11 protein-coding genes are annotated in these 17,425 nt (G+C 65.6%); 9 read left to right on the top strand and 2 right to left on the bottom strand.

The window, feature by feature from the left end; translation table 11 throughout:
- Window positions 1-245: 245 nt before the first annotated feature.
- Complete coding sequence (locus NFI08_RS13905) at window positions 246-4,190, top strand: hybrid sensor histidine kinase/response regulator (RefSeq protein WP_349590033.1); 3,945 nt, start codon at window positions 246-248, stop codon at window positions 4,188-4,190.
- A gap of 88 nt (window positions 4,191-4,278) precedes the next feature.
- Here NFI08_RS13905 and NFI08_RS13910 read toward each other — a convergent pair whose 3' ends face one another.
- Both NFI08_RS13910 and NFI08_RS13915 read right to left on the bottom strand, forming a co-directional pair.
- A complete protein-coding gene (locus NFI08_RS13910; protein WP_349590036.1) occupies window positions 4,279-5,802 on the bottom strand; it encodes a protein adenylyltransferase SelO in 1,524 nt (507 codons plus the stop codon).
- 112 nt (window positions 5,803-5,914) lie between these two features.
- Window positions 5,915-6,613 carry a GntR family transcriptional regulator gene (locus tag NFI08_RS13915; RefSeq protein ID WP_213228123.1) on the bottom strand — a complete coding sequence of 233 codons (699 nt, stop codon included), beginning with the start codon at window positions 6,611-6,613 and terminating at the stop codon, window positions 5,915-5,917.
- A 291-nt stretch (window positions 6,614-6,904) separates the two neighbouring features.
- Between NFI08_RS13915 and NFI08_RS13920 the strand changes: the two genes are divergently transcribed.
- From NFI08_RS13920 to NFI08_RS13955, 8 genes are all read left to right on the top strand, one after another.
- The gene (locus NFI08_RS13920) at window positions 6,905-7,900 is read left to right on the top strand and encodes a TRAP transporter substrate-binding protein (protein ID WP_108131311.1); all 996 of its coding nucleotides are present in this window, start codon (window positions 6,905-6,907) and stop codon (window positions 7,898-7,900) included.
- Window positions 7,901-7,967: 67 nt separating this feature from the next.
- Window positions 7,968-8,525: a TRAP transporter small permease subunit gene (locus tag NFI08_RS13925; RefSeq protein WP_197037048.1), complete on the top strand. Its 558-nt coding sequence runs from the start codon at window positions 7,968-7,970 to the stop codon at window positions 8,523-8,525.
- Window positions 8,525-9,874 (top strand): TRAP transporter large permease, encoded by a 1,350-nt coding sequence (locus NFI08_RS13930; protein ID WP_349590042.1) that lies wholly within the window; start codon window positions 8,525-8,527, stop codon window positions 9,872-9,874. Before NFI08_RS13925 ends, NFI08_RS13930 begins: the two co-directional genes overlap by 1 nt.
- Window positions 9,875-9,950: 76 nt before the next feature.
- A complete protein-coding gene (locus NFI08_RS13935; RefSeq protein WP_253029016.1) occupies window positions 9,951-11,306 on the top strand; it encodes a malonyl-CoA decarboxylase in 1,356 nt (451 codons plus the stop codon).
- Entirely contained in the window at window positions 11,303-12,826 is a 1,524-nt protein-coding gene (locus NFI08_RS13940; protein WP_349590045.1) for a malonate--CoA ligase, read from the top strand. The genes NFI08_RS13935 and NFI08_RS13940 overlap by 4 nt, the downstream gene beginning before the upstream one ends.
- 189 nt (window positions 12,827-13,015) lie before the next feature.
- On the top strand, window positions 13,016-14,041 hold the full coding sequence (locus NFI08_RS13945) for an AraC family transcriptional regulator (protein WP_045992169.1): 1,026 nt from the start codon (window positions 13,016-13,018) through the stop codon (window positions 14,039-14,041).
- Between the two features lie 81 nt (window positions 14,042-14,122).
- Complete coding sequence (locus NFI08_RS13950; protein WP_349590048.1) at window positions 14,123-15,937, top strand: FAD-dependent oxidoreductase; 1,815 nt, start codon at window positions 14,123-14,125, stop codon at window positions 15,935-15,937.
- Window positions 15,934-17,373, top strand: a complete 1,440-nt coding sequence (locus NFI08_RS13955; RefSeq protein ID WP_349590051.1) for a coniferyl aldehyde dehydrogenase — start codon at window positions 15,934-15,936, stop codon at window positions 17,371-17,373. The genes NFI08_RS13950 and NFI08_RS13955 overlap by 4 nt, the downstream gene beginning before the upstream one ends.
- Window positions 17,374-17,425: the final 52 nt, after the last annotated feature.

Consider the following 17,425-nt stretch of genomic DNA (forward strand, 5'->3'; position numbering starts at 1 on the left):
ACATCAAATATTTCAGCAGCTTATAAACACTCCTGGAATATTAGCCGATGGTCTATCACTACAAAGGTGCAATCCACCTTAGTCGCGATTCAAGGCCTTGAGACCAGGCAATGCCTTTCCCTTGATGGCGCAAAATTCCGTCAATGCTTCGCGCTTCAGGCGCCCGAATCGAGTCAACCACGCTGCGCCCCTGCCGAGCAGGCCGCCAATGCCCTAGAATGGCCGCTGACGTCGAGGAGGTGCCCATGTTTGCCGGTTGGCTATTGATCGCTGTTTCACTGCTCTACATCGCCGTGCTGTTCGCCATCGCCTGGCGCGGCGATCGTCGTGCACGCCACCTGGGGGCCAGCCATCGTCGCCCGCTGGTCTACAGCCTGGCGCTGGCGATCTACTGCACCTCCTGGACCTTCCACGGCGCCGTGGGCCAGGCGGCGACCTCCGGCTGGTCGTTCGCCAGCATCTTCGTCGGTCCGGTACTGACGCTTCTATTGTTCTGGCCAGTACTGGCCAAGATGGTGCGGGTCGCCAAGCACCAGAACGTCACCTCGATCGCCGACTTCATCGCCTCTCGCTACGGCAAGACCCAGTCTCTGGCGGCCTTCGCCAGCCTGGTCGCGCTGATCGGCACCCTGCCCTACATCGCCCTGCAGTTGAAGGCAGTGTCCACGTCCTTTGCCGTGCTCACCGACGCCTCCGACATCACCCAGGCGCCGCTGTTCGGTGACACCGCCTTCTATGTGGCCATCGTCATGGCGATCTTCGCCATCCTGTTCGGTACCCGCCATACCGACGCCACCGAGCACCACGAGGGCCTGATCCACGCGGTGGCCTTCGAGTCGCTGGTCAAGCTGGTGGCCTTCCTGATCCTCGGCGCCTACGTCACCTGGGGCATGTTCGATGGCCTGCAGGACCTGATGACCCGGGCCGACACCCACCTGCAGCTGCAGCGGCAACTGGCCCAGCAGGACTTCGGCCAGAGCTTCTGGGCCCAGACCCTGCTGGCCATGCTGGCGATCCTGTGTCTGCCGCGTCAGTTTCACGTCACCGTGGTGGAGAACACCCACCGCGACGACGCCGCCCGCGCGCGCTGGATGTTCCCGCTGTACCTGGTGCTGTTCGCCTTCTTCGTGTTGCCGCTGGCCGCCGCCGGCCTGACCATCTTCGCCGGCACCGACGTATCACCCGATACCTATGTGCTGTCGCTGCCGATGGCCGCCAACCAGAGCTGGCTGGCCCTGCTGACCTTTATCGGCGGCTTCTCCGCCGCCACCGGCATGGTCATCGTCGCCGCCGTGGCGGTCTCGATCATGATCTCCAACGAGATCGTCATCCCGGCGCTGTTCCGCATGCGCTGGTTCGACACTAAGGCCCGCGACTACGGGCGCCTGGTCCTGCGAGCACGGCGCATTACCATCGCCGTGATCCTGGCCATGGCCTATGGCTTCTATCAGCTGATCGGCGAATTCACCTCGCTGGCCTCCATCGGCATGCTGTCCTTCGCCGCCGCCGCCCAGTTCGCCCCGGCGCTGATCGGCGGGCTCTACTGGAAGCGCGGCAATCGCCTGGGGGTCATCGTCGGCATGAACGCGGGCTTCGCCATCTGGGCCTACACCCTGCTGTTGCCAGCGATGATCAACGCCGGTGTATTGCCCGCCGGCTGGCTCCAGGGCGGGCCGCTGGGGATCGCCTGGCTGTCACCGACCTCGCTGTTCGGCCTGCACGTGGGTGACAGCTTTACCCACGGCGTGATGCTGTCGCTGGGGGTCAACCTGGTGGCCTACATCTTTGTCTCCCAGGTAACCCCTCAGCGGGTGGTGGAACGGATTCAGGCGTCGCTGTTCGTCGACAGCGTCGAGACCCGCCAGACCTCGGTCAATCGCCCCTGGACCGGGGCTACCACGGTGGGCGACCTGAAGGTGCTGTGCCAGCGCTTTCTCAGCGCCGGCCAGGTCGACCGCGCCTTCTCGGACTACGCCCGGCGCAACGGCAAGGCGCTGGAAGACAGTGCCCGAGCGTCCATCGACGTGATCCAGTTCACCGAGCGCTTTCTGGCCTCGGTGCTGGGCGCCTCGTCAGCGCGGATCGTCGTCAACTCGGCGCTGCAGGGGCGTGGCATCGGCATCTCCGACGTCATCTCCATCGTCGATGAGGCCTCCCAAGTGCTGGAGTTCAATCGCGCCCTGCTCCAGGCCACCATCGAGAACATCAACCAGGGCATCAGCGTGGTGGATCAGAACCTGCGCCTGGTGGTGTGGAACCAGCGCTATCTGGAGCTGTTCCGCTTCCCTGACCACCTGATCCGTGTCGGCGCCCCGATCGACCGCATCTTCCGCTACAACGCCCATAACGGCGAGTACGGCCCCGGCGACCCGGAAGAGCACGTGGAATTGCTGCTCGACAACATCCGCGAGGGCCAGCCCCACCGCTACGTGCGATATCGCCAGGACGGCAGCGTGCTGGAGGTCCAGGGCAACCCCATGCCCGGTGGCGGCTTCGTCTACACCTATCAGGACATCACCCAGCAGAAACGCACCGAAGAAGCGCTGATCCGCTCGGAAAACAATATCCGCATCTATACCGACAACGTGCCCGCGTTGATCGCCTACTTCGACCGGGAGTGTCGCTACCTCTTTACCAACCGTGCCTACGAGCAGGCCTTCAGCATCAACCGCAACGAGGTCATCGGCAAGAAGGTGACCCAGGTGATTCCGGAGACCATGGCCGAGGAGCGCATTCCCTGGATTCAGCGCACCCTGAGTGGCGAAAGGGTCAGCTTCGAGGTCTCGCTCGAGATCACCAACGAAGGCCTGCGCTACATGCTGGTGACCTATACTCCGCACTTCGGCGACAGCGGCGCGATCCTCGGCTTCTTCGCGCTCTACCAGGACATTACCGAGCGCCGGAGGGCCGAGATCGCCCTCAAGGAAACCAACGAGACCCTGGAGGAGCGGGTACGCTCGCGCACCCTGGCCCTGTCCGAAGCCAACGCCGCGCTGCGCCAGGAGAACCGAGTGCGCGCCGAAGCCGAGCAGGCCCTGCGCCAGGCCAAGCAGGTGGCCGAGGACGCCAACGCCTCCAAGACGCGCTTCCTGGCCGCAGCCAGCCATGACCTGCTGCAGCCACTCAACGCGGCGCGGCTGTTTACCTCGGCGCTGTCCCAGGACATGGGCGCCGAGGACATGAAGCGCACCATCGGCCATATCGACAGCTCACTGCAGTCCGCCGAAGAGCTGCTCGGCACCCTGCTGGATATCTCCAAGCTGGACGCCGGCGCGCTGACCCCCAGACGCAGCCATTTTGCGCTGACGGACATCCTGCGCCCGCTGCAGGCCCAGTTTGCGGTGATGGCCGAAGACCGCGGCCTGGACCTCAAGGTGGTGGGGTCGGCCCTGTGGGTGGACAGCGACAGCCAGATGCTGCGCCGAATCATCCAGAACTTCCTGTCCAACGCCATCCGTTACACCCAGGAGGGCCGGGTGCTGCTGGGCATTCGCCGGCGCGGTGAGCGCCTGCTGATCGAGGTATGGGACAGCGGCCCCGGCATCCCCGAGGCCAAGCAGGCCGAGATCTTCCAGGAGTTTCGTCGCCTGGATCAGGCCTCGCGCCACAAGGAAAGCGAGAAGGGACTGGGCCTCGGCCTGTCCATCGCCGACCGCATGAGCCGGGTGCTCGACCACCCCATCCGGGTGCGCTCCTGGGTCGGCGTGGGCACGGTATTCTCGGTCAGCGTGCCCAGGGTCGAGGCCAGGGCCCCGGCCGAGGACACCGACTCCCGGCCTGCGCGCAAGGTCGCCAGCAAGCTCGACGGCAAGCGCATCCTGTGTATCGACAACGAGTCGCTGATCCTCGAGGGCATGAAGGCGATGCTGTCGGGCTGGGGCTGCGAGGTGTTCACCGCCACCTCCATCGGTGGCGCCAAGTCGGTGCTGCGCCATCTGGACGACGACCCCGACGCCATCCTCGCCGACTATCACCTGGACAACGAGGTCACCGGCCTGATGGCGCTGGACGCCCTGGGCGAGCGCCTGACCGGCGCGGTGCCCGGCATCGTGATCACCGCCGACCGCACCGAGGAGGTGGCCGAAGAGGTCCGCCGCGGCGGCTACCAGCTGCTGCTCAAGCCGGTGCGCCCGGCCGCCCTGCGGGCACTGCTGACGCGCACCCTGCAGGCCAGCCAGGCACCGCAGTAGCCGGCGCGAGCCGTGCTGGCGAAAATTCTGTCGGCGTAAGCCCTGCTGGCAAGCAGCCCACCGGCGGCCGCGGCGCCGGTGGGGCCCCTCAGGTACCGCAGAAGGTTCTGAGCACTCGCTCGTCGCGCCCGGGCGGGGCCAGCAGGCTGGTATCGTCCGGGGTCTGGTAGGGCCGGGTCACGGCGGCGAGCAGCGTCTCGAATACGCTCAGGTCGTCGTCATCGATGGCGGCGCGAATGGCCTTCTCGACCAGATGATTGCGCGGTATCGCCTGGGGGTTGGCCGCCGCCAGGCGCGCGCCGACGACCTCGTCGGCGACGCCTTCACGGGCCAGACGCTCGCGCCAGCGCGGTAGCCAGGCCTCGAGCCTGCCACTGCGCTCGAAGCCCTCGGCAAGCGCTGTCTCATCGCCGGCCAGCGCCCGGGGCAGATGGGCAAAGCTCAGGGTGAAGTCGGCGTTGCCCTCTTCCATGGCCTTGAGGAAGTCCTCGCCCAGGGCCAGGTCCTCGCCTGCCACCTGGCCCCCCTGACCATCGGTCGAGCGGCTTTCCGGCTGGCCTTGCGAGTCTTCAGCCCCGAGCCCCAGCTTGGCACGCAGCACCGCCGTCCAGGCGGCGTCATGGCACTCGGCGAAGGCTTCGATGGCCTCGGTGGCCAGCGCCACCGCTCGCTCCTGATCGTCACTGATCAGCGGCAGCAGCGTCTCGGCCAGGCGCGCCAGGTTCCACTGGGCGATGGCCGGCTGGTTGTCCCAGGCGTAGCGGCCGCGCTCATCGATGGAGCTGAATACCCTGTGCGGGTGGAAGGCGTCCATAAAGGCGCAGGGACCATAGTCGATGGTCTCCCCCGAGATCGCGCAGTTGTCGGTGTTCATTACCCCATGAATAAAGCCGAGCCCCTTCCACTGGGCGACCAGGCTGGCCTGGCGCTCGACCACCGCCTCGACCAGCCCCAGCGCGCGCTCGGCCTCGGGCAAGTCGGCCAGCTCGGGGTAGTGTCGCTCGATGCAGAAGTCCACCAGCAGCGACAGCGCCTCGCTGTCACGGCGGGCGGCAAAATACTGAAAGGTGCCGACCCGCACATGGCTCGAGGCTACCCGGGTCAGTACCGCCCCGGGCTCTACCATCTGGCGCACCACCTGCTCGCCGCTGGCCACCGCCGCCAGCGCCCGGGTGGTGGGCACCCCCAGTGCGGCCATGGCTTCTGACACCAGATACTCGCGCAGCACCGGTCCGATCGGCGCGCGACCATCACCGCCGCGGGAAAAGGGCGTGCGTCCGGCGCCCTTTAGCTGGACCTCACGCAGGCCGCCGTCTCGATGGGCTAGCTCGCCCAGCAGGATCGCCCGACCATCGCCGAGCTGTGGCACGAAGTTGCCGAACTGATGCCCTGCGTAGGCCGCGGCGATCGGCGTCGCTCCGTCGGGCACGGCGTTGCCACCGAGCACCTCGGCGGCACGGGTCGCGTCGAAGGCGTCAAGGTCGAAACCCAGCGCCTCGGCCAGCGGACGATTGAAGGCCAGCAGACGCGGCGCCGCCACAGGGGTGGGTGCCATCTCGGCGCGCATACGATCGGGCAGGGACGCATAGCGCCCGGAAAAGGCAGGAAACATGGGCTGCTACCTCAGGCTGGCAAGTGGGATGCCGACTACCCTCGGCCCTGCCTGTGGTGGTCGTCAAGCGACATTGCTTGCGACACCACCATCCCGGTACGGCAGGGCCCGACTAGTTCGAGGCAGTGGCGCGTCGCGCCTCGCCCCCACCCTCCTCCAGCTTGCGCACGCTGGAGACAAAGTCGCTGAAGCGCTCGCCCTGGATCAGCACGTGGTCACGCAGGATGCGCTCGGCGCTCTCGGCGTCACCGGCTTCGATCGCCTGGAGCACCTCACGGTGTTCATCGAGCGAGCTCTGCATGCGTGAACGCACCTGCAATTGCAGGCGTCGATAGGGCTTGAGCCGCTGCTTGAGGGTCTGGGCCTCTTCGGCCAGGAAGGCGTTGTGGCTGGCCTGATAGATGACGCTGTGGAAGGCTTCGTTCTCGTAGTAGTAGTCGTCGCTGTCACCGGTCTCGCCGGCGCGGCGACATCCTTCGAAGGCGTCGCGCAAGGCCTTGAGTTCATCGGCTGAGATTCTCCGCGCCGCCAGTCGACCGCACATGCCCTCGAGTTCGGCCATCACCTCGAACATCTCGATCAGTCGCTCGAGCCCTAGCCTGGCGACAAAGGTGCCCTTCTTGGGGTAGACGGTCACCAGGCCACTGGCCACCAGCTGCTGGATGGCCTCGCGCACCGGGGTACGCGATACCTGGTAGGTCCGGCACAGCTCTTCGGGGTCCAGTCGCTCACCCGGCGTGCGCCGACCATTGATGATGTCGTCCTCGAGAGAGTCCCGCAGACGCTGGGCGTTGGAGGGCTTCTTGCTCATATGGCTGTCCCCTGGCTGTCCCTTGGCTGAACTCGAATCGTTCCAGCATATCCTGTCCTGATGCGACTGACCCCTCGGCGCCCTCACTCCACCATGGTCTAAGCCCTACGAATTGACAGCAATATACATGCTGGCTATTGATGTATACATCATAGCAGATAAAAAATGTTTGACCTCCATCTCCCGCGCCGACCTCGGCGCGTTTATCCCACCACCACAACACGAATCATCACGCTCGCTACAACACCCACTACAACAATCATCACAACAACAACGCCTCGAGGAGTCACCATGAAACGCCAAGCTCTCACTCTCGCCGTCGCCGCCATCGCCACCGCCAGCGCGTCCATTGCCAGCGCCGAGACCACCCTGCGCGTGTCCCACCAGTTTCCCGGTGGCCAGGGCGACGTGCGCGACGAAATGGTCCAGTTGATGGCCAAGGAGGTCGAAGCCGCCGGCGTCGACCTGGCCCTGCAGGTCTATCCCGGTCAGTCGCTGTTCAAGGCCAAGGAGCAGTGGGGCGCGCTGGTACGCGGCCGCCTGGACATGACCTCGCTGCCGCTGGACTACGCCAGCGGTCGCCACCCCGAGTTCTCGGCCACCCTGATGCCGGGTCTGGTGCGCAATCACGAGCGTGCCCAGCGCCTCAACGACTCCGAGTTCATGGACATGATCAAGCAGGTGATCGAGGACGCCGGCGCCCGGGTACTGGCCGACGCCTGGCTGGCCGGCGGTTTTGCCTCCAACCAGCAGTGCATCACCTCGCCCGACACGGTGCAGGGACAGACCATGCGCGCGGCTGGCCCGGCGTTCGACGAGATGCTGGCCACCGCCGGCGCCTCCATCGCCTCGATGCCCTCGTCGGAGATCTACACCGCCATGCAGACCGGCGTGCTCGACGGCGCCAACACCTCGTCGGGTTCCTTCGTCTCCTATCGCATCTACGAGCAGGTCAGCTGCCTGACGGCGCCGGGCGAGAACGCCCTGTGGTTCATGTACGAGCCGATCCTGATCTCCGAACAGAGCTGGAACGGGCTCAACGAGGAGCAGCAGCAGGCACTGATCGACGCTGGCGAGAAGGCCGAGGCGTACTTCGCCGAGCAGGCCGCCCAGCTCGACCAGACCATGGTGGAAGTGTTCGAGGAAAACGGCGTCGAAGTGGTCCAGATGTCCCAGGAAGACTACGACGCCTGGCTCGAGGTAGCGAAAGAGAGCGCCTACAAGAGCTTTGCCGAGAACGTCGACAACGGCCAGGCACTGATCGACGCCGCCCTGGCGGTGGAATAGACCGAGGTGGGCGCGGCCGCTGGCCGCGCCTCGTCGTTCGTCGCTGTCGTGTCACCTCGGAGGCTCCATGTCACACACACCGTCCCACTCTCCCCCCCACGTCTCTGCACCCGCAGCCCCCGGTTCCCGGCGACATGCCTCCGGCCCGGTGGGCGCTTTCTGTCGGCTGATGGACCGGCTATCCATCGCTATGGCAGTGGTGGCCGGCGCCGCCCTCTTTGCAGGGGTGCTGGCCGTCTGCCACATGATCTTCGTGCGCTACCTGCTCGGTGAAAGCACCACCTGGCAGACCGAATTCGCGATCTTCTCGATCACCGGCGCGATGCTGCTGGGCGCCCCCTATGTGCTGCTGACCGGCGGCCAGGTGGCGGTCACGGTGCTGCCCGATGCGCTCAAGGGCGGCATCAAGTGCGCCATGAACCTGATCGCCTCGCTGTGCGGCCTGGCCTTCTGCATCGCCCTGGCCTACGGCTCCTGGCTCTACCTGCTGGAGGCCTACCACGGCGGCTGGACCACCGGCACGGTGTGGAATCCGCCGCTGTGGCCAGCGCTGGTGCCGCTGGCGCTGGGCTCGACCCTGCTGGCGCTGCAGTACCTGGCGGAAATTCTGGGAGGAGCACGCTGATGGATCCGGTTACCAGTGGCATCCTTATCGTTACCGCCCTGTTCGTGCTGATGGCCATCGGCACGCCCATCGCCTTTGCCCTCGGCGGCGTGTCCCTCGCCGCCCTGGTGATGGACCGGGGCGTCAGCGAGCTGACCTACTTCGGCGAGACCTTCTTCGGCAGCCTGGCGTCGTTCGGCTTCGTCGCGATTCCGATGTTCATCCTGATGGGCGCTGCCGTGGCTTCCTCCCCCACCGGCCGCGACCTCTACCGTTCGCTGGACCTGTGGCTCGGCAAGGTGCCGGGGGGACTGGCCATTTCCAATATCGGCGCCTGCTCGATCTTCGCCGCCCTGTCCGGCTCGTCGCCTGCCACCAGCGCCGCCATCGGCAAGCTGGGTATCCCCGAGATGCGCAAGCGCGGCTATCCCGACGGCGTGGCGGCTGGCTGCATCGCCGCCGGCGGCACCCTGGGCATCCTGATTCCGCCCTCGGTCACCATGATCGTCTATGGCATTTCCACCGAGACCTCGATCGGACGGCTGTTCATCGCCGGCGCCCTGCCCGGCATCATGCTGGCGCTGTTGTTCATGGCCTGGACGCTGATCGCCTGCAAGCTGGCCGGTGGCTATGACACCCCCAGCCCCGTCGCCGATGCCGCCCGCGAGCTCAAGGACACCGTCGCCAGGAACGTCGAGACCAACATGAAGGCGCTGGTGCGGGTGCTGCCCTTCCTGGTGGTGGTCAGCGGTATCCTGTTCGCTCTCTACGGCGGTGTCGCCACGCCCTCGGAGGCGGCCGGTGCCGGGGCCTTCCTGTGTCTGGCCCTGGCCATCGTGGTCTATCGCATGTGGCAGGTGAAACCGCTGACCACCATCATGCGCGACGCTCTGCGCGAGAGCGTGATGATCATGCTGATCATCGCCTGCGCCGAGATCTTCGCCTACGCCCTGTCGTCGCTGTTCATCACCCAGACGGTGGCCGAGGCGATCGCGGCACTGGAGGTCAATCGCTGGGTACTGATGGGGATCATCAACGTCTTCTTGCTGGTGGCCGGTTTCTTCCTGCCGCCGGTGGCGGTGATCGTGATGACCGCGCCGATCCTGCTGCCGATCATTCTGGCGGCCAACTTCGATCCTTACTGGTTCGCGGTGATCCTGACCATCAACCTGGAGATCGGCCTGATCACCCCACCGGTGGGCCTTAACCTGTTCATCATCAAGGGGATCGCACCGGATATCGCGCTCAAGGACATCCTGCTCGGCAGCCTACCCTACGCCCTGTGCATGGTGCTCGGCATCGTGCTGCTGTGCTTCTTCCCGGGCATCGCCACCTGGCTGCCGGACCTGATCATGGAGAGCGCCGGATGATCCCGACGCCGACGCGTGTGACCAGCGGGCCACCAGGCCCGCTCCCACCTGGCCCAGCCCCGAGGAGATGTCCCCGATGAACTTCAGCTTTCTGCAGGAACTGTTCTCCAGTATCACCCAGCGTGACGCCTTGCTCAGACGCCGGGGCGATGGCCCGCCGCTGGAACATACCCAGGTGATCGACGCCTGTCGCAAGCTTCTGGAAAGCGATGGCGAGGCCTCCAGCATCGCCCTGGCCGGCCAGGCCCTGGACGGCTACAGCTGCCTCGATGAAGACGAGAAGACGCGCTTCTTCCAGTGCCTGACCGAGCAGTTCAGTGCCGATCCCGAGGCCGTCGACGGCGCCTACGAGTGCTACCGGGACAGTCGCGGCAATGTCGACCTGCAGCGACTGTTCGAGGCCTGCGAACCGCAGCGCCAGGAGCTGTTGCGCCGGCTCAACCTGACCGCCGGCGGCACCTATGAGCTGGTGCGCATGCGCGAGGACCTGCTGCCCCGGCTCAAGGCCTTCCCGGCGCTGGAGGCGCTCGATGCCGACTTCGCCCACCTGTTCGCGTCCTGGTTCAATCGTGGCTTTCTGGTGCTCAAGCGGATCGACTGGAACACCCCGGCGGCGGTGCTGGAGAAGATCATCCGCTACGAGGCGGTGCACGAGATCTGCGACTGGAACGACCTGCGCAGGCGCCTCGACGCCCGGGACCGGCGCTGCTTCGCCTTCTTTCACCCGGCCATCGGCGACGAGCCGCTGATCTTCGTGGAGGTGGCCCTGACCAGGGGCATGCCCGAGCGCATCCAGCCGATCCTGGACGCCAACCACGAGGCCATCGAGGCCGAAGACGCCGACAGTGCGGCCTTCTTCGGCATCAGCAACTGCCAGGTCGGCCTGCGCGGCATCTCCTTCGGCAACTTCCTGATCAAACAGGTGGTCAAGGAGCTGAAGTCGGAACTGCCGCGGCTGAAGAACTTCGTCACCCTGTCACCGGTACCCGGCTTTCGCGCCTGGCTGGACGCCGAGCGCCAGGACCAACGCGGTCGCCTCGACGACGACACCCGCGCCCTGCTGGCCGAGCTCGATCAGGACGACTGGCTCGAGGACCCCGAGCGCAGCAAGGCCCTGGGTGAGGTGATCAAGCCGCTGGCCGCTCACTACCTCACCAAGGAGCGCAACGCGCGCAATCTGCCGCTGAATACCGTCGCCCGCTTCCATCTCGGCAATGGCGCCGAACTGCACCGCATCAACTGGCTCGGTGATACCTCTCGCCGGGGGCTGTCACAGTTCGGCTCACTGATGGTCAACTATCTCTACGTGCTCGACGACATCGAAGGCAACCATGAGCGCTACACCACCGAAGGCAAGGTGGCCTGCTCGTCTCAGGTCAGGGACCAGCGTCGTCGCGCCCGCAAGCACTTGAAGGGAGATCCCGTCACATGAATCACAACCTCTTTGCCACCTTTGAAAAGCGCATGACCGAGCGTGGCGACGCGCCCTTCATCACCACCCGCGAAGGCCGTGACTACCGCTACAGCGATGCGCTGGAAGCGGTGGCCAAGCTCGCCGGGGCACTGGTCGCGCTCGGCGTGGGGCCCGGTGACCGGGTCGCCGTCCAGGTCGACAAGAGCCCCGAGGCGATCCTTCTGTACCTGGCGAGCCTCAAGGTCGGCGGGGTCTACCTGCCGCTCAATACCGGCTACACCAGCGAGGAGATTCGCTACTTCCTCGGTGACGCCGAACCCGCCCTGTTCGTCTGCCGCCCGGATTCACTCACGGCCGCCCGCGAGGTCGCTGCCTCCTGCGGTGGCGCCCGAGTCGAATCCCTGGGCACCGCCGCCGACGGTAGCCTGATGGAGGCCGCCGAGGCGGCCACACCGGTCATCGAGATGCTCGAGCGCGGGCCGGATGACCTGGCCGCGATCCTCTACACCTCCGGCACCACCGGCCGCTCCAAGGGCGCCATGCTGAGCCATCGCAACCTTGGCTCCAACGCCGAGTCGCTGGTCGAGGCCTGGCGCTTCGACGAGCACGACCGGCTGATCCATGCCCTGCCGATCTTCCATACCCATGGGCTGTTCGTGGCCTGCAACGTGATCCTGATGGCCGGCGCCAGCATGCGCTTCCTGGCGAAGTTCGACCCGGACGTGATCTTCGAGGAAATGACCGAAGGCACCACCATGATGGGGGTGCCGACCTTCTACACCCGGCTGCTCAAGGATCCCCGTCTGACCCGCGAGGCCACCGCCCGCATGCGCCTGTTCACCTCGGGGTCGGCGCCGCTGACGGCGGAGACCCACGAGGCCTTCGAGGCCGCCACCGGCCACGCCATCCTCGAGCGCTACGGCATGACCGAAACCAACATGAACACCTCCAACCCCTACGACGGTGATCGCATCGCCGGCACCGTGGGCATGCCGCTGCCCGGCGTCGAGGTACGCATCACCGACCGTGAGGGTGGTGACCATACGCCGCTGCCCCAGGGCGAGATCGGCATGCTCGAGGTGCGTGGCCCCAATGTGTTCCAGGGCTACTGGCGGATGCCCGAGAAGACCGCCGAGGAATTGCTGGAAGACGGCTTCTTCATCACCGGCGACCTGGCCCAGATCGATGAGCGGGGCTATGTGCAGATCGTCGGACGCGACAAGGACCTGGTGATCTCCGGCGGCTACAACGTCTACCCCAAGGAGGTCGAGGGGCATATCGACGAGATGGACGGCGTCGTCGAATCTGCGGTCATCGGCCTGCCCCACCCGGACCTGGGCGAAGGGGTGACCGCGGTGGTGGTGCCCGCCGAAGGCGCCTCGCCAGAGGAGGCCGACGTCATCGCCGCGCTGAGCGACAAGCTGGCCCGCTACAAGCAGCCCAAGCGGGTATTCTTCGTCGACAGCCTGCCGCGCAATACCATGGGCAAGGTGCAGAAGAATCAGCTGCGCGATCGCTTCAAGGACACCTATCGCTGAGTCCGGGACGCCTTTTCGGCGCAGCTCGACATTCGCTCCATCATCGGGGGCGCCCTGCGGGGCGCCGCCGGCGTATTCCAGCACCTCCCGCTTCGGCATATTAGAGGCCTGGCATCTATATCTTTTGACCAAGCGCGGCCCCGCGCACAGAGCGATATACTGATCACACCCTGTCCCGGAGATACCCCCATGCAGCCCATGGTGCGTGCCGCGGCCCTGACCGGCTACCGTACCCTGCTCGACGAGCAGGGTGTCGATGCCGACCAGGCGCTGGCACGACTGTCGTTGCCGCCGGACTACCTCGACCGGCCGGACCGCCTGATTCCGGTGGCCACCAAGATCGACCTGCTCGAACTGGGTGCCCAGATGAGCGGCTGTCGCCACTTCGGCCTGCTGCTGGGGCGCTACCAGAATATCTCGATGCTGGGCATGGTGGGCCTGCTGATCCAGCAGTGCGCCACCCTGCGCGAGGCGATGGTCACCGTGGCCGAGGAAATCGGCCGCCACGTGCAAGGACTCGATGTGCGTCTCGAGGAGCGCGATGACCAGGCCTACTACCACTTCACCTATCGTGTGCCCGGGCGCAGTGCCCCATCGCGCCAGCACAACGACAATACCTTGATGGGCGCCTACAACATCCTCACCTTTCTCTACGGCGAGCCGATCAAGCTACGCGCCGTCTACCTGTGCGGCGAGGAGCCACGAGACCTCGAACCCTACACCCAGCAACTGCACTCGGCGCTGCGCTTCAATCATCCCGAGAACACCCTGGTGTTCGACCGCAGCTGTCTCGACCACGCCATCGCCGGAGGCAGTCCGGCCCTGCGGCACCTGATCAACTCCTTGATGCACCGTCATCGCTGGGACGACATCGAAAGCAAGGTGGAGTGGATCATCACCAACCTGCTGCCGCTCGATCAGGTCAGCCTGGAGGCCGTGGCCCAGGCCCTGGACGTACCACCACGTACCCTCCAGGACCGCCTGCTCAAGCGCGGCCTGAGCTTCCAGCAGTTGCTCGATCGCGTGCGCATGCGCAGCGCTCGGGTCTACATGCTCGACACCCAACTGAGCCTGACCGAGATCGCCGACCTGCTTGGCTACAGCCAATTGAGCGCCCTGACCCGCAGCTTCAAGCGGATCATGGGCGAGAGTCCCGCCCAATGGCGACGAAAGCATAAGACCGAAACGCTCGATATTGCGCGATCTGTCAAATAGCGCGCGCCTTCGGTCAATCCGCCCGGCCCTGCCTTCACTATGCTCGGTGTAGACAACAACGACAGCGTGAGGGGCCAGTCCATGACGTCCAGCCAAGACGACCGTTTCGACTATGACCAGATCATCATCGGCACCGGCTTCGGTGGCTCGGTGAGCGCGCTGAGGCTCTCGGAAAAGGGCCATCGCGTGCTGATGCTGGAGAAGGGCCGGCGCTGGAAGGACGAGGAATTTTCGGACAACTCCTGGAACCTGAAAAAATTCCTGTGGGCCCCCAGGCTCGGTCTGACCGGCAATCTGCAGATCAGCCTGACCCGTAAGATCACCGCCCTGCACGGCGTCGGCGTCGGCGGCGGCTCGCTGGTCTACGCCAATGTGCACCTGATCCCCAAGGACGAGGTCTTTGCCGCCGAGTCCTGGACCCGGGTCCATGGCGACTGGAAGCAACGCCTGGCGCCCTTCTACGGCCTGGCCCAGCGCATGCTCGGTGTCACCAAGAGCCACTACGAGAACGCCGCCGACGAAGCGCTGCAGGAAACCGCAAGGCGCATGGGCCGCGAACACACCTACCAGAGGGTCAATACCGGGGTGCTGTTTCCCGAGGACCCCGACGACGCCAGCGGCGCCAAGCGAGGCGACCCCTACTTCGACGGCGACGGCCCCGAGCGCAACAGCTGTCAATACTGTGGCGGCTGCACCATGGGCTGTCGCCACAACGCCAAGAATACTCTGGTCAAGAACTACCTGTGGTTTGCCGAACGCAACGGCGTGGAAATACGCGCCGAGAGTGAGGTCACGCGCATCGAGGCGCTGCCCGATGCCAAGGGACAGCGCGACGGCAGCGCCGGCTACGAGATCACGGTGCAGTCCTCCACCGCCTGGTTCGCCAAGAAACCCTACCGGCTGCGCTGCCGGGGCCTGGTGCTGTCCGCCGGCGTATTCGGCACCATCCCGCTGCTGCTCAAGGCCAGGGACCAGGACCAGACCCTGCCCCGGCTGTCATCGCGCCTGGGACGAGAGGTCCGCACCAACTCCGAGACGCTGATCGTCAACACCGCCAGGTTCGCCGACGCCAGCGGCCAGCCCCAGGAAATCTGCCACGGCCCGACCATCACCTCGATGTTCGATCCCGACGACGAGACCCGTATCGAGATCAACCGCTTCCCCCGCTACGGCGACGCCACCTTCGCGCTGCAGAGCGCCGTGCCGCTGACCGATACCCATGGTCAGGTGCCGCGCTCGGTCAGCATGCTGATCAATATCCTGCGCCAGCCGCTGACCACGTTGCGGATGCTCAACCCGGTGGGCAAGTCGAAACACTCGATCATCTTTCTGGTGATGCAGACCAGGGACACCTACGTCCACCTGAAGAGCCAGCGCCCCTGGTACACCATGTTCAAGCCCGGCTGGTCGGTATACCAGGACAAGGATGACCGGGCGCTGTCGAACTACTTCCCCATCGCACACGAGGCGGCGCGTCACTTCGTCGAGGCCGCCGGTGGCGGCGAGGCCGGCAACGTGGCCACCGAAGTGCTCTCCGGCGCCCCCAGCACCGCCCACCTGATGGGCGGCGTCGCCATCGGCACCAGCGCCGAGGATGGCGTCGTCGATGATCGCGGTCGCGCCTTCGGCTACCACAATCTGAGGGTCATCGATGGCTCGCTGATTCCCGGCAACCTGGGGGTGAACCCTTCGCTGACCATCCTCGCCCTGGCGGAGTACGCCTGGGCCGAGGAGCCTGTGTTCGATGAAGGACGGGCCGCCGAGGTGTCGCGCGTCCACTTTTCCAAGCCCCTGCCGGGCTCCTGCTCGGCGCTGGACGGCCACGGCGACCTGCATGGCCTGATTGCCAGCGACGCCGCCACAACGACCACCGCGACCTCTGGAGTCGACGCATGAATGCCCCCCTGATGTCACCCGATCCCCGCACCCTCGATCAGCTTGAGCAGTCCTTCCACCAGCAGCGAAGCGCCTATCTGGCGGCGCCGGTGCCAAGCTACCGGGAGCGCATCGGCCACCTCAAGGCCCTGGCCAACATGCTCAAGGACCACCAGGAGGCGTTCGTCCAGGCGATCAGCGACGACTTCGGCAATCGCTCCCGCGAGGAGACCCTGTTCTGCGAGTTCGTGGTGGTGCTCGGCGATATAAAGGACGCCATCAAGCACCTGAAGTCGTGGATGAAGCCCCAGCGCCGCCGGGTCGACCACAGCCTCTACTTCGGTGCACGCAACAGCGTCATCCCGCAACCGCTGGGCGTCGTCGGCGTGCTGGTGCCCTGGAACTTTCCGCTGAACCTGAGCCTCGCCCCCTTGATCGGCATCTTCGCCGCCGGCAACCGGGCGCTGGTCAAGATGTCGGATCGTTCTCCCCGACTGGCCCAGCTGCTGATCGACCTAAGCCCCGACTACTTTCCCGAGGAAAAGCTCAAGTTCTTCGCCGACGACGGCGAGCTGGGGCCTCACTTCACCCGCCTGCCCTTCGACCATCTGGTGTTCACCGGGTCCACCGCCACCGGGCGCAAGGTCATGGCCAACGCCGCCGACAACCTGACCCCGGTCACCCTGGAACTGGGCGGCAAGGCGCCGGCAATCATCGCCCCGGACTTCTCCCTGGCCGAGGCCGCTCGGCGAATCCTGTTCGTCAAGCTGCTCAACGCCGGCCAGATCTGTACCACGGTGGACTACCTGTTTCTCCCGGAAGGGAGCGTGGATGCCCTGGTCGACGCCGCCAAGGGCATCGTCGGACACCGCTACCCCGACCTCTCTAGTCCCGACTACACCTCGATCATCGACGACGCCTCCTTCGCCCGGCTCGAGGCGACCCTGGAGGACGCCAGGGCCAAGGGCGCGCGGGTGATTCCCCTGTCGCAACAGCAAAGCAACCCTGAGACACGCAAGTTCGCCCCGCACCTGGTGCTGGACGTGACCGATGACATGGAGATCATGCAGCGCGAAATCTTCGGTCCGCTGCTACCGGTCAAGACCTACCGCCAGCCGGAAGAAGTCATCGACTACATCAACGCACGTCCTCGTCCGCTGGCGCTGTATCCGTTCTCCCAGGACAGGGCGCTGGTGGACCTTTACATCGAGCGTATCCAGTCGGGCGGCGTCTCGGTCAACCATGCCCTCTTGCACGTGGGCCAGCATGACCTGCCGTTCGGTGGTGTGGGTGACAGCGGCATGGGTCACTACCACGGCCGCGACGGCTTCATCACCTTCTCCAAGATGCGCCCGGTCTACCGTCAGGGCCCCTTCGACAGCATGAAACTGTTGATACCGCCCTACACCAGCACCACCCACAAGGTCCTCAAGCTGATGCAGTGGCTGGTCCGCTAGCACGTTCAACAACAACACTTACGATTGCTGCTGTCGCGCCTGGTCCTGACGC

It is taken from the genome of Halomonas sp. EF61 (assembly GCF_040147045.1).
Classification (GTDB): domain Bacteria; phylum Pseudomonadota; class Gammaproteobacteria; order Pseudomonadales; family Halomonadaceae; genus Halomonas; species Halomonas litopenaei.